Consider the following 14,299-nt stretch of genomic DNA (forward strand, 5'->3'; position numbering starts at 1 on the left):
GGAGGTTAAAGAACGATGAAAGTTTCGAAGCGATTGAGTACAGAAACGTTATATAAAATATTTATTTACGTAGCTTTAATTGGATTGGCTGTGTCCATTCTCGTCCCAGTTGCCTGGGTATTCTTGGCTTCTATTAAAGAGAATGAAGAGTTTTACGGAAATCCATGGGCTTTGCCCAGAGGATTTCATTTTCAAAACTTTGTAGAGGCATTCCAGGAGGCGCGAATGGGCGATTATTTGTTGAATTCGGTAATCGTTACGGCATTGGCTTTAGTCGTTTTATTGGTTGTTGCTTTGCCGGCTTCCTATGTTTTGGCTCGTTTCGATTTTATAGGACGAAAAATCATCCGTATGTTCGTGAAAGCCGGATTATTTATTAATGTCAGTTACATTGTTGTACCTATCTTTTTAATGTTACTAGATTGGAATAATCTTTTAAGAAGCATGGACGGTGATGCCTTTTTCCTTAATAATCGGCTAGTTCTAGCTATTGTATATGCTGCTACGTCTTTGCCGTTTACAATCTATTTATTAATGAGTTATTTTCAAACACTGCCGTCTGACTTTGAGGAGGCGGCCGGTATTGATGGCGCTGGTTATTTTAGAACAATGATTTCGATCATGATTCCCATGGCTCTTCCTAGTATTGTCATCGTCATTCTCTTTAATTTCCTAGCTTTTTGGAATGAATATATTATCGCGTTAACGTTAATGCCAAGTGAAAATAAAACATTAACAGTTGGTTTAATGAACTTGTTATCAGCTGAGAGAGCGGCGGTAAACTATGGACCTATGTATGCGGGAATGGTCATTGTTATGTTACCAACGTTAATTTTATACATTATTGTGCAAAAACGAATGACAAAAGGAATGACTGTTGGCGGTGTCAAGTAATCGAAGGTACACCTATAAGGGAGTCATAGCGAAATTCATAAAACTAGAAGGTCAATAAGTAAGTGGAGAGCCATATACTCTGTACGATTCGGGGGAGTGCTTGGAAACCTACTATAGGAGGAATGAGCAATGAAAGGGCTTATTTTACGCATCGTTAAAATTCTCTTCTTTCTTTTTTGTTTGTATTTAGTCATTGTAGGACAAAAAACGGTCGGAAGAGTTTATTTGCTTGTCCAATTGCTGGGATTATCAGGTCTATTGTTTTTGTTGTGGAATTACAATCGTAAATTCATCTAGACAGGAGAGATGTGGAAGTGACAAATTTATCAGTTCAAGGAAAAAAGTTATGGATGGGGAGCCATTTCAATTAATATCAGGTGCTATTCACTATTTTCGAATCGTTCCAGAATATTGGGAGGATCGTCTACTGAAGTTAAAAGCCTGTGGATTTAATTGTGTTGAAATCTATATACCTTGGAATTTACATGAGCCAAGGGAAGGTGAATTTAATTTTTCTGGAATCGCTAATGTAGAGAAATTTATTAAAATTGCTGACAGACTAGGGCTTTATTTAATCGCCCGACCAAGTCCTTATATTTGTTCAGAATGGGAATTTGGTGGACTGCCGTCCTGGCTTTTGGCCGATCGTAACATGCGAGTTCGCTCTTTTTACTTGCCTTATTTAAAAAAGGTCGATAACTATTACGATGTATTACTTCCAAAATTGAAACCATTGCTACAAACTAGCGGTGGTCCAATCATCGCTATGCAAATTGAAAATGAATATGGCAGCTATGGCAATGATAAAAAATATTTGAACTATATAAAAGATGCAATGATCCAAAGAGGTATGGATGTTCTTCTATTCACATCTGATGGACCGACAGACATGATGCTAATGGGAGGTACCGTTGATGACGTATTGGCAACGGTGAATTTCGGTTCACGCCCTAAGGAGTCGTTTAAAAAATTGCAGGAGCATTTTCCGAATACACCTAATATCGTAATGGAATATTGGAACGGTTGGTTCGATCATTGGGGTGAAGCACACCATACCCGCGATCCTCAAGAGGCGGCCGATACGTTTGAGAAAATGCTAAAAAATGGGGATTCTGTTAATTTCTATATGTTCCATGGAGGAACAAACTTCGGGTTTTACAATGGTGCAAATTATGATGAGAAATATGAGCCAACGATTACGAGCTATGATTATGACTGTCCCATCAGTGAAACAGGTGATATAACACCCAAATTCCATTTAGTGCGAAATGCCATCGCCAAACATTTTGATATTGGAGAACTCGTGCTACCCAAACCAATTCCAAAAAGAAAATATGGAGAAGTGGCGATGACTAACTCGCTTCGCTTATTTGATGTGTTGGAGCAAATAAGTGAACCTGTCAAAAGCACCCATCCGGAAACAATGGAAAAAGTAGGACAGGATTATGGATTTATCCTTTATCGAACATTTTTAAAAGGACCGCTTGGTGAGGCACCGTTAACTATTCAAGAAGTTCGAGATCGTGCACTTGTTTTCGTTAATACGGAATTTAAAGGGGTCATCGACCGTTGGGATCAAAAGTCGGTAATGATTAATGTGCCGAAAGAAGGCATTCAATTAGATATATTAGTGGAAAATATGGGAAGAATTAATTATGGTCCATATATGTATGATCCTAAGGGGATTACAGAAGGAGTGCGTTTTGAAAGACAATTCATCTTTGATTGGACCATTTATAAATTACCACTGGACAACTTGGAAAAGCTAGAATTCACAACTGAAGTGGAAAATGTAAAGGACCAACCATCGTTTTATCGAGGAAATTTCCAAGTGGACGAAATCGGCGACACTTTTGTTGAATTGCCGAGCTGGACAAAAGGGGTAGTATTCGTAAATGGTTTTAATTTAGGTCGCTATTGGGAAATTGGCCCACAAAAAACATTGTACGTACCAGGTCCTTTGTTAAAAGAAGGTAATAATGAGATTGTCGTTTTCGAACTTCATGGCATAAAGGAAGCAAAAATTAACTTAATAGATACCCATCATTTAGGCTGAATAACAGAGAGGCACCTCATCCATGGGGTGCCTATTTTTAGAGATATGAAATCGCTCCAATCTTTGGCGAGACCAAATAATTGATTTTTCAAATTTTCCGGACCACTATGATGAGTCGTTCAAGTAATTTCCCACCATAGTGAAAACTCAAGTCATAGTAATATTGAAAAAATGTATCTGGTCATCATTTTATTGAAATCTAATTAATATTATAAATGCCAATATAACTAACGAAAATACCAATATCCATATTGTGGGAAATATGGGTTATTTAGTAAAGTGAAAAGTGCGAGGGAAATTAATCTAGTATTATTTTTTCAGGAAGGAGAGGAAATAGAAGGCGTTTTTATATAACATTATGTGGCTGCCATAATATATCTGCACCTAGAATAAATCAATAACCCATTCAATCTGTCCTAAAAAGAGGTGAATTTTTTTGAGATTTAATCAGAGTTACATGAAATTGAATCCGTTTTCATCCCTAGCGGTTGTAAAGGTAATTTGAAAGGAATCAAAAAAGGAGGAGCATGCAAATTGAAAAAGTGCAATCGAATGAAATTTTCTCTTAGTCTTATATTCGTTCTTTTATTGATTATCCCATCCCATTTGGCTAGTGCCAATGTTCAGGCTGTAGAAATTTCTAAAGATGATCCACAGATTGAACATAAGATAGAAAAGTATAAGGAGTTTAACATGAGTAGTATTGGAAATCCCGTCTCTAAGAGTTTGGAAGGGCAAGATTTTGTTACAGACCAACAACCGATTGAAATTAATGATAATGACTTGAGGGAAGGCGATTTTGAAATTATCCAAGGGGATGGGACACTTACTTATCATGATGATGGTTCTGTCACTTTTGGTGTTACTTCCAATGGGAAGAACAAAATTGTGTATAGCCAAATGGACAAAATTAAGAATGGAATTTTTGAAGCCGACATTACGCCAGATGCGAATTTAAATCGGTTTGGTTTTATCTACCGAGTGCAAGATGAGTCTGCCTATACGTATATTGGAACCGGCGACCAGAACAATTTATATTTTGGAGAACTGTTTGGACCTGTTAATAGATGGACAGATATGACCGAGGGAACGCCATTAAAGGCAAATGAAACGTATCGACTTCGTGTTAGATTCATAGATGATATGGCGACTTTATATATTGATGATGAAAAAATGGGTTCTTGGACACAGCCGGGAGGGGTCAGTGAGTCTGGGTTAATTGGTTTTGAGAAGAGCCGTGGTAACGCCAATATTAAGATTGCCAATATTAAAATTTCGGAAATTGTTCCGGAAGAGCCTCCTAATATCCCACCAGTAGAAGCAACTTTGAGTTCCGACTATATGGATGTTGTCATTGATGAAGTTTTTCCAAGAGTCATTAAGTACAAAGTCGGCGACAAGCAAATGAGCGGTCAAGAAACCCCTGTGTATGGGCTAAAAGTAAATGGATTGCTTTATTATCCGGAAGTAGAGTATGAGAAAGTTGATGATCATGAGGCACGTTACACACTATCTATAAAAGATGAATATGAGGACCTTGACACGATTTTTACCCTCTCATTAAAAGTAGATAATAACAAGGTCATCTATCGTTTTGAAGATATTCATAATGCAGGCGATGCAAAAATTGAAACCTTTGAGTTTGCGGATATGAATTTTATATCGGTTAATTCGAATGAAGAGGGAGCGGCTGCGAAATTAACGAATTTAAGTGGTGATGTCACGAAGCTTGGGGATATTGATGTTACTGTTGATGAGAATATGGAAGGAGTTGGGACTTCCAAAGCGTATTATACGGCATTTTTATCGAATGACGAATTAAGTGCCGGCGTTTGGTCCAGTTCTGAAGTAGATGGGTATGGAAACTTAATCGCCACACGTTATGAAAGTGAAACTGGCGGCAAAGCTATAGGAATCGGCTCAAATTCCTTATTTTATCATCGCGATTTTATGCCTGAGCCATCTTCTAATCCAGCGGAAATAAAAATTGCGGTTGCAGAGGACATCAATGATGACCAAAAGGTTGATTGGCAAGATGGTGCGATTGCCTACCGTGAGATTATGCAAGATATTCCATATTGGCGGAGTGTAAATAATCTTGTTGCTACTCGGATTGCCATGAATTTTGGTTCGCAGGCCCAACAACCTTTTCTAAAAACCTTGGATAATATTAAAAAGGTAGCCTTGGGAACAGATGGATTAGGACAAGCTGTTCTTTTGAAAGGGTATGGAAGTGAAGGGCATGATAGTGCACACCCAGATTATGGAAACGTCGGAGAACGTATGGGGGGAGCGGAAGATTTAAACACGCTAATTGATGTAGGGCATAAATATAATGCGGAAATTGGCGTTCACATCAATGCTCAAGAAACGTATCCAGAGGCAAAAGCTTTCAATGAAGCTCTTATTAATGGACCAGACTCCCGTGGCTGGGGGTGGTTGGACCAAGCCTATACGATTGATAAATTAAAAGATCTTTATTCAGGAACACGAGCGAAAAGGTTGGATGAATTGAAGGCAGCTGCACCAGATCTAGACTTTGTTTATTTAGATGTATGGTATCAAGATCAGTGGGAGTCAAATAGAATTGTAGAACAATTTGTCGAGAGAGATCTCCGTGTTACAACAGAATTTGGGACTGCCGTTCCAAACCATTCGACATGGCAACACTGGGCAACCGACCGAAATTATGGCGGTCCGGAAAGTAAAGGAATTAACTCAGATGTCCTGCGCTTTATTTCCAATCATCAAAAAGACTCTTGGGTGTTAAATTGGCCAGAGGTCGGTGGTACAGCAGATCATCCGTTGCTTGGCGGCTTTCATCTAGCTGGATTTGAGGGCTGGGGATCTGATCGAAACTATGATCATTATATCCGTAGAACGTTTAATATCAATCTACCTACCAAGTTTTTACAAAAGTATTATGTTACAAACTGGGAAAAGGTTGAAGGGGATCCGTCAAAAACAAATTTAGAAAAAGAAATTCGTTTAAAGGATCCGAGTAATGGTGATGTAGTTGTCGTGAAGAGAAAAGATGGTTCAAGAGAGCGTATTATTACTTTGAATGGTCAAGTAATTCTTGATGAAAATACGTATTTACTCCCTTGGGTTGAGCAAGATTTTGAAACCATAACACCAGACTCTAATAAGTTATATCACTGGAACTTAGAAGGTGGTACAACTACTTGGACATTGCCAGATGAATATGAAGACGTAACAAGTTTGAAAGTATATGAGTTAACTGATCAAGGCCGGAAAAATATGAAAGAAGTGAAAGTAGTTGATAACCAAATTACATTAACAGCAAAAGCCGCAACTCCTTACATCGTAGTTGCAGACGGTAATGAAGAAGTGCAAGTGGATGAGTGGAGTACTGGTGCTCATGTCTATGATACAGGATTCAATACTGGATCGATCAATGATGACAAAACAACCGTGACAGGGGATCGTGAATCTGTAACTGTCCAAAGAACGAGTCAAACAGGTGATGGTGGTCATTTAAGTAGTGGCGATTATTTCTTGAGTATTGACAGTCCTTCTGAAGATACGAAGGTAAGCCGAACGATCACAGATTTGGAAATTGGCAAAGATTATGTTGCTGAGGTTTATGTAGAAAACCAAAGTACTGAAAAAGCTTCGATTGAAGTGACTGGTGGAGCGAAGGATGTTAAAAATTCCACCCTCCGTAGCCTGCAGAAGAATTATGTACAAGCGGATTCCCATGCTACGAGTAACGGCTATAACAGTAAAATGCAGCGTATGCATGTAAGTTTTACAGCTAAAGCTGAGAAGGCTACATTAATACTTAGCCGTGAAGCTGGAGAAGGGATTACGATGTTCGACGATATTCGCATTGTGCAAAAAAGCTTGAAAAATTTCGTATCTCCTACCATTTTTGAACAAGATTTTGAAACAGTCGTTCAAGGGATTTACCCATTTGTAATTGGAAATACCGAGAACGTAACAGACAATCGCATTCACTTATCAGAAAAACATGATCCGTATACACAAAAAGGATGGGCAAATGCAAAGGTAGTCGATGATGTTATTGATGGAAACTGGTCTGTCAAAGTAAATACAGGGAATAGTGGACTAGTTTATCGCACGATTCCGCAACATTTTCACTTTGAACCAGGGGTGACCTATCATGTTTCCTTTGACTATCAGACAACGGCTGAATCCTACAGATTTATTTCTGGTGATCAGGAAATTGATGCGAAAAATATAAAAGATGTGAATGGCTTAAATTTGAATGAACAACTGCCTGCTTCAACAGATACAAAGAGGGCTGAATTTGTTGTCACAGGATCGGAGAGTGGGCAAACCTATATCGGTCTATTTAGTGATGGAACAAGTGTGAATATGCATACAGGAGAAGGGACATTTATTTTAGATAACTTGCGAATCGAAAAGATTACTGATTCAGAAAAAGTGAATGTCTCTGACATGCTTACGACACTTGCAAACCATAAAGAGGACCTAACAGAAAAAGTGTATCGTTCCTTGACTATTCATCTTACATCTGTCGGTCAATTTGAGAAGCAAAAAGATGCTTCGAAAGTTATCAAACATATGGAAGGTTTTAAACAATTGATTGACTATCAAAAGGAAAATCAACTCATTTCTGAGGAGTTGTACGAAATTCTGAAGGTGGATGCGGATAAACTCATTTCACAGTGGCAGGTAAAATAAGTCAAAAATAGTATGCTCTCTGCTAAAATAAATTTTCCTAGCAGGGAGCATTTCCATGGAATAGGAAGTCAAGGTTGCCAATCCCATTGTTATCTAATGGGAATTGTCGCCAAAGTTTTATCACTTACTCCTTCGCGTTGCCAAGATTTTCCGATGTGTTTTCCGATGTATAGAGGGAGTTTCACCTGTTTCCCGTTTAAAAGCCTGCGAAAAAAACGATTGAGATGAAAATCCGCAAATTTCCGCAATCTCAGCAATAGTATAATTCGTTGATTCTAAGAGAATTTTTGCTTCTTTGATCCGTACTTGATTTAAGTATTCAATCGGAGGAATCCCCATATCCTTTTTAAAAGCATGTGCAAGATAATATTTGTTGATATGCCCTACCTCTGCTAATGTATCAAGCGTGATGGGATCACGGAAATTCCTATTAATATAGTGATGGGTAAAAGAAACTGCTTTATTAATGTTTTTTGACTCGGTTTTTTGGATGGTTATTTTTTTCGTACGTTGTAGCATGATGATGATGATTTCAATGATATTTTGACAAACGGTCTCATATGCTTCTTGATTTTTTTTGACCTCATCCAGTAATTTATCGAGATAGAAAAGAATGTTCGTACTATCATCGTGAAATTGATATAAGCCTATAGGAAATTTATCATCCTCGGAAGAAGAAAATGCGAGACCTTCAATTCCTAATGCGATATATTCAAGAAAGTCTCGTGTATTAGATTTTTCCGTATGTTCAATATTAGGATTAATCATAATTAGATCATTTTTCGTAACAGGGATTTCTTGATTTGGCAAAAGAAATGAGCCCTTTCCTTGAACGATATAAAATAATTCTGTGAAATTGTGTGTATGCGACGTACTATGCCAACCATGGTCATATTTGGAGCGTGTGATATAAAGGAGTTTAAATGGTACTTTCTTGGGAGGTGGATCGTTTATTTTATATACTTCATGCGACATTTTTGCACCCCTATGAAAAGGATTTCTAAAGTTTATTCTACTCAAGGAACAGAATAAATCAAGAAATCTGAATGTTAGGGTTAAAGGGGATTACCAAGTTTACATCCTTGTTTCTTGATTTAAAAAGGAATCATGGTATGATGGATGAAGTTGAGTTAGTGAAAATGATTATCATTATCCATGGAGGTTAAAAATGTTAGCGACTACATCGATTGCCCAAATCATTCGGGAAAGAACTTCCGTGAAAAACGGATACATTGACAAGGAAGTCAGCCAAGATCTTGTCCTATCATTATTAAAAGATGCTGTTTGGGCACCAAACCATAAACTGCGTGAACCATGGCGGTTTATCTTTGTATCCGGTGAGAGAAGAGAAGCTTTTGTTGAGGCCATTTTGCCTTGCCATGAAAAAAGTAAGCACGAGTCTGTTCGTAATAAATTTCAAAATGTCCCCGCCTTTTTAGTGGTTGTGATCGAAGATGATCCTCGGCAAAAACAAGCGGAAGAGAACTTTGCCGCAGCAAGCTGCATGATTCAAAATTTACAATTATTAGCATGGGAACAAGACCTAGGCATGGTATGGAAAACACCACAACATATTCGTGACCCTTTATTCCGTGAAGCCCTTAACGTCCAGCCAGGCGAAAAAATTATCGGTGTCCTGAATATTGGTTACTTTGATAAAGAGATCATCGCACAAAAAGTACGGAAGCGGATTGACCCCGCAGAAAAAATGACAGCATTTTGAAAACTTATTTGATAAAACGAGTCTCTGAATTAGTGATTTGGTCAGAGGCTTTTCTTGTTGTTAAGCCAGGAAATTATAAAATTTTACTTGTGGATAAATTCTAAAAGTGGGTATTAACGTCTGGCTCCAGCGCCCAGCGACTAGCAAACTTTCGGTGCCTTCCTACGATAAGTCAACATCAGCTCGCCTTTCAGGCTCACTGTGTTTCCTTTATCTCGTCAGGCCCCTAAAAAGTTTGTACGTCGCTGAACGGGCGCTTACGCCTTTGTTCTTAATAGTACATCGTTTAAGCAACTGCAGGATAATCTAACTTTGCGTTGGATTTTTTCTTGACGGTTGGGTGCAACTATTTTATAGTTGATGGGGTAAATAGTTTATGGGGTGAACTATATTGGAAAAAGAACGCATTCAACTCATTTTTGATCGTTATATGGATATTTTTATACACGGAGCGAAAAGTGTTTCGACACAGATGTCTTCTCATTTGATGGAAGATTTATCGCTAGAACAATTTTTGCTTCTTCGTCTTCTTTATGCAAAAGGGCCAATTCGCGCTTCGGAAATTGCGGAACAACTGCTTGTACATAAAAGTGCGATTACGGTTCGAGTCGAGAAATTAGTGAAAAAAGGGTTAATTGAACGACAAAGAGATGAAAATGATCGCCGTAATGTGTATTTGCGACTTACAGAAAACGGGCGCTCGTTATATGAATCTCTTGAAAAGAATATCAATCAGTTTGTGGAAGCGATCGTGAGCGATATTCCCGAAAAGGAAATGGAAGTCTTCCTAAATGTGTATGAAAAAATAGCCGATTATATTGAGAATTACAGGGAGGGAAAAGAGTGAGATCGATACTAAAATTTAGATGGGCCGTGCTGATTATTTGGATCATTGCGGCTGTTGCCTTATTGCTGTCTGCTCCGGACATGGCTCAGTTAGTCCGGGACAAAGGACAGCTTGAAATTGCGGATGGTTACCCATCAACGGTCGCATCTGAAATTATCAACAAGCATTCGACCAAAGAGGAAGGAACAGAACCGTTTATCGTCGTTTTTCATGATGAGAAAGCTTTTTCCAAAGAGCAGTTGTCACAAATTAAGACGACAATAGAAAAATTAGAGAAGGAGAAGGCGGATCTAGGCATTAGCGAAATCACCACCCATTTTGATGATGACGCACTTAAAGATCAGCTTGTTTCGGAAAATAACAATACGATCATTGCCCTATTGGATGTTCAATTAGGGTCAGATGATGAATTTAAGCATATTCGTGAAAAACTTAATAAGGCCATCGCGACAGATGATGTGGAGACGTATATGACGGGCAATGGTTTAATTAATGAAGACGTCATTATTAGCTCAGAAAAAGGGTTGGCGAAAACAGAGGTCATCACAGTGATCTTTATTCTCGTCGTGCTTATATTAGTCTTCCGTTCAGCCGTGGCGCCACTGATTCCACTTTTAACCGTGGGAATGACCTACTTAGTCAGTCAATCGATTGTGGCATTTCTAGTGGATCTGCTTAATTTTCCGGTCTCCAACTTCACCCAGACCTTTATGGTGGCCGTCCTTTTCGGGGTTGGAACGGATTACTGTATTCTTTTATTAAGTCGATATAAAGAAGAGCTTTCTAGTGGTCAAGACATTCCCACCGCGATTATTACGACGTATAAAACGGCAGGGAAAACCGTGGTATATAGTGCTATTGCGGTCATGGTCGGCTTTGCCTCGATTGGCTTCGCCAGCTTTAAATTATACCAATCCGCCGTGGGTGTTGCTGTTGGGGTATTCATCTTAATCATTGCTCTCTTTACGATTGTGCCATTTTTTATGGCTACGTTGAAAAAAGCCCTCTTCTGGCCGGTTAAAAAAGACATTTCTCATAAAGAGAGTGGCCTTTGGGGGTGGATGGGAAATCTTGCAATCATGAGACCTCTTATCGCCCTAGCGGTTGTCGCTATATTCACGGTTCCGTTAATCATCAGCTATGATGGAGATTTATCGTTTAACTCGTTAGATGAAATTGGTGAGCAATATGATTCAGTAAAAGGATTCAATCTTGTGGCCGATAATTTTGGTCCAGGTGAAGTTATGCCTGTCCAAATTGTGTTGGAAAATGATGAATCGATGGAATCAAAAGAGTATATCGCCCTGTTAGAATCGATTAGTCAAAAACTAGCCAAATTGGATCATGTAGATAAAGTTCGCAGTGTAACAAGACCGACAGGAGATCCAATTGAAGAAATCTATGTGAAAAAACAAGCGGATGAACTGGGAAAAGGGATTGGCGAAGGAACAAAGGGAATTTCTACCATTAAAGATGGACTGAATGAAGCAGCCACTTCTCTTGATGAATCCAAACCTGATATTGAGAAAGCGACCTCTAGTATCGGGGATTTAACGAAAGGGACAAAAGATTTACAGACAGGAGTTACTCAGCTACAAACGGCTTTAGGTGAAATTGAAAAAGGGATTCGCCAAGGTTCGGGAGGCGCGAAAGATTTAAAAAATGGTGTGGCTGAAGCAAGTAAGCAAGCAAAAGCCTTGCAGTCAGGGGCCGCCCAATTGCAAGAAGGCTATCAAGGTGCGCAAAATGGATTGGGGCAATTAATCGCTGAATATAAAAAAATTCCGGATATGGTCAATGGGGCTGTGGGTATGCTGGCATCTCTAGAAGAGCCTTTCGGAAAGCTTATTCAAAATCATCCCGAAATCATGGAGGATCCGAATTTAGCAGAAATCCAAGGAGTAATTCAGGAAGCCGCGACACAGGTTGGTACAGCTGGTGGAACGGTTTCTGCATTGAATGAGGAGCTACAAAAGGTTCAATCAGGCTTACAAACAGCCAATGAAAATATGGCCAGCATTACAGGTGGTCTTGGAGAATTCTCAAAAGGAATGGATGAAGTAGTTGCTGGGTTAGCTCAACTAGAATCCGGCCTAGGCGAAGCAGCATCTGGGCAACAGCAAGTGGTTGAAAAAATCCCGGCCATCTCTCAAGGGCTAGGTCAAATTGCGAGTGGTCAAGAACAACTGCAATCAGGTTTCGGTGGTATGGGCGGTCAACTTGATGAACTTAGCAAAGGCCTAGGGGATAGTAGTGAAGGATTAGGAAAAATCGAAGAGGGTTTTGGAGAAGCAGAGGACCATCTCGATAAACTCGCGAAAGATACAGACCTCCAGCAATCAGGCATCTATATTCCTGACGAACTATTAAATAATGAAGATTTCCAACAAGTCTTTGATGTGTATTTTTCCGAAGATGGAAAAATGACGACAATGGACGTTGTCTTGGATGCGAGTCCTTATGACAAGCAATCGATGGATATGATCGATGAAATGGAAAGAGCGATTGTTGATGTAACGAAGGATACGAAACTGGAACAGGCGGAAGTGGGTGTTGGGGGTGTCACCAGTATGAACAGGGACCTCCAGGCAATGTCTGATTCCGATTATACAAAGACCGTTACTTTTATGATGATTGGGATTGTCATTGTCTTAATCATCTTACTTAGATCGCTCGTCATGCCTTTGTATATTATCGCATCATTACTCTTAACCTATTATTCTTCAATTGCGATGACAGAAGTGATCTTTGTCAATATTCTTGGTTATCCAGGGATCAACTGGGTGACACCATTCTTTGGATTTGTCATACTAATGGCACTCGGGGTTGATTATTCGATTTTCCTTATGGACCGTTTCTCTGAATATAAGGAAATGGATGTTAAAGAAGGAATCTTACTCGCTATGAAAAATATGGGCACCGTGATCATCAGTGCCGCCGTAATTTTAGCAGGAACCTTTGCTGCAATGTTGCCATCAGGCGTATTATCAATGCTGCAAATTGCGACCGTCGTCTTAACGGGACTATTATTCTATGCGCTGATTATCTTGCCACTCTTCGTGCCAGTTATCATTAACACCCTTGGTAAAGCAAACTGGTGGCCATTTATCCCGAAGAAATAATCGATTTGAACCGGAAGAAAGGGAGACCTGCTTCCGGTTTAATTTATTCGTTCAGATTGGCCGAGGGTCAACGGTGATTGCGCAATCTTAGGCTAGAAGCGCCCGAAATCCGGGGAAAATCCCAAAGTGGTAACGATTGAGTGTGAATCGCGCCGGAATTGGGGAAGGAACCCCAAAGTGGTAACGATTGAGTGTGAATCGCGCCCGGAATTGGGGAAGGAAGCTCAAAGTGGTAACGATCCAGTGCGAATCGTGGGAAGTCTCATTTACACAATATAATTTAAACTCCCCAAATGCGCAACTCACTTGGAATTTCGCGAATAGCGATCTAATGAAGAAGATTCAAATCAATAAGGAGAGGGTTTATTTGCAACTAGGCCTTGTGCGCCATTTTAAAGTGAAGGACCAGAAACCGACAGGCTGGGTAACAGCTGATCAATTTGCCCATTGGGTCAAGCATTATGATGAGGCTCCTATTGAACCAATTGAAAACATGGATGGAGAAATGGATTGGGAACTTTGTTTTACCAGCGACTTACCACGGGCTGTTCATACAGCCAAAAGTTTGTGTAAATGTGAGATCATTGAAACACCATTACTTCGAGAAATTCCACTCACCGCTTTTAGCAAGAAACTCAAACTCCCATTAGCTCTATGGAGTCTGGCGGGGAAATTGGCGTGGTCTTATTCGCACTCTTCACAAGAAGAAACAAGGAGAGAAACAGTAGCAAGAGCTGAAGAATTTATCGAGCTATTAAAATCCACTCAAAAAAATAAGGTCTTAATTGTGTCTCACGGGTTCTTTTTGATGGAATTATCGAAGCTCCTTGGAAAAGCTGGTTACAGCGGAAAAAGGAAATGGCATTATAAAAATGGAGAATTGCTTCTTTTTAAAAATGATGCTTGACTTCAAGGAAAAGAACCCATAAACTAAACATACCTATTAATACGAGGTAGGTGGAATG

Annotated in this window: 9 protein-coding genes; 8 read left to right on the plus strand and 1 reads right to left on the minus strand. The window is 39.4% G+C overall.

What is annotated here, in order from left to right:
* The first annotated feature begins 15 nt into the window (after positions 1 to 15).
* The 4 genes from KI363_RS06190 to KI363_RS06205 all read left to right on the plus strand — a co-directional run bounded on the left by KI363_RS06190 (position 16) and on the right by KI363_RS06205 (position 7,642).
* The gene (locus KI363_RS06190; protein ID WP_212965839.1) at positions 16 to 894 is read left to right on the plus strand and encodes a carbohydrate ABC transporter permease; all 879 of its coding nucleotides are present in this window, start codon (positions 16 to 18) and stop codon (positions 892 to 894) included.
* 129 nt (positions 895 to 1,023) lie between these two features.
* On the plus strand, positions 1,024 to 1,191 hold the full coding sequence (locus tag KI363_RS06195) for a DUF6903 family protein (RefSeq protein ID WP_191967366.1): 168 nt from the start codon (positions 1,024 to 1,026) through the stop codon (positions 1,189 to 1,191).
* 49 nt (positions 1,192 to 1,240) lie between these two features.
* Entirely contained in the window at positions 1,241 to 2,950 is a 1,710-nt protein-coding gene (locus KI363_RS06200; protein WP_212965840.1) for a glycoside hydrolase family 35 protein, read from the plus strand.
* A gap of 534 nt (positions 2,951 to 3,484) precedes the next feature.
* Positions 3,485 to 7,642 carry an endo-alpha-N-acetylgalactosaminidase family protein gene (locus tag KI363_RS06205; protein ID WP_246516784.1) on the plus strand — a complete coding sequence of 1,386 codons (4,158 nt, stop codon included), beginning with the start codon at positions 3,485 to 3,487 and terminating at the stop codon, positions 7,640 to 7,642.
* Positions 7,643 to 7,762: 120 nt separating this feature from the next.
* On the opposite strand, the gene KI363_RS06210 is transcribed toward KI363_RS06205, so the two are convergent.
* Positions 7,763 to 8,617: an AraC family transcriptional regulator gene (locus KI363_RS06210; protein WP_212965841.1), complete on the minus strand. Its 855-nt coding sequence runs from the start codon at positions 8,615 to 8,617 to the stop codon at positions 7,763 to 7,765.
* A gap of 193 nt (positions 8,618 to 8,810) precedes the next feature.
* On the opposite strand from KI363_RS06210, the gene KI363_RS06215 reads away from it, so the two are divergent.
* The 4 genes from KI363_RS06215 (at position 8,811) to KI363_RS06230 (ending at position 14,241) form a co-directional block, all read left to right on the plus strand.
* On the plus strand, positions 8,811 to 9,365 hold the full coding sequence (locus KI363_RS06215) for a nitroreductase family protein (protein ID WP_212965842.1): 555 nt from the start codon (positions 8,811 to 8,813) through the stop codon (positions 9,363 to 9,365).
* A gap of 391 nt (positions 9,366 to 9,756) precedes the next feature.
* Positions 9,757 to 10,212: a MarR family winged helix-turn-helix transcriptional regulator gene (locus tag KI363_RS06220; RefSeq protein ID WP_212965843.1), complete on the plus strand. Its 456-nt coding sequence runs from the start codon at positions 9,757 to 9,759 to the stop codon at positions 10,210 to 10,212.
* Entirely contained in the window at positions 10,209 to 13,334 is a 3,126-nt protein-coding gene (locus KI363_RS06225) for an MMPL family transporter (RefSeq protein WP_212965844.1), read from the plus strand. Before KI363_RS06220 ends, KI363_RS06225 begins: the two co-directional genes overlap by 4 nt.
* 367 nt (positions 13,335 to 13,701) lie before the next feature.
* Complete coding sequence (locus tag KI363_RS06230; RefSeq protein ID WP_212965845.1) at positions 13,702 to 14,241, plus strand: histidine phosphatase family protein; 540 nt, start codon at positions 13,702 to 13,704, stop codon at positions 14,239 to 14,241.
* The last annotated feature ends 58 nt before the right edge of the window (positions 14,242 to 14,299 follow it).

Origin of the sequence: Lederbergia ruris, from assembly GCF_018332955.1 — a bacterium.
Taxonomy (GTDB): Bacteria; Bacillota; Bacilli; order Bacillales; family Bacillaceae_C; genus Lederbergia; species Lederbergia ruris.

Coding starts and splice junctions, on each gene's coding strand:
- KI363_RS06210 (WP_212965841.1), bottom strand. CDS start 8,617: ATGTCGCATGAAGTATATAAAATAAACGATCCACCTCCCAAGAAAGTA.
- KI363_RS06190 (WP_212965839.1), top strand. CDS start 16: ATGAAAGTTTCGAAGCGATTGAGTACAGAAACGTTATATAAAATATTT.
- KI363_RS06215 (WP_212965842.1), top strand. CDS start 8,811: ATGTTAGCGACTACATCGATTGCCCAAATCATTCGGGAAAGAACTTCC.
- KI363_RS06200 (WP_212965840.1), top strand. CDS start 1,241: ATGGATGGGGAGCCATTTCAATTAATATCAGGTGCTATTCACTATTTT.
- KI363_RS06195 (WP_191967366.1), top strand. CDS start 1,024: ATGAAAGGGCTTATTTTACGCATCGTTAAAATTCTCTTCTTTCTTTTT.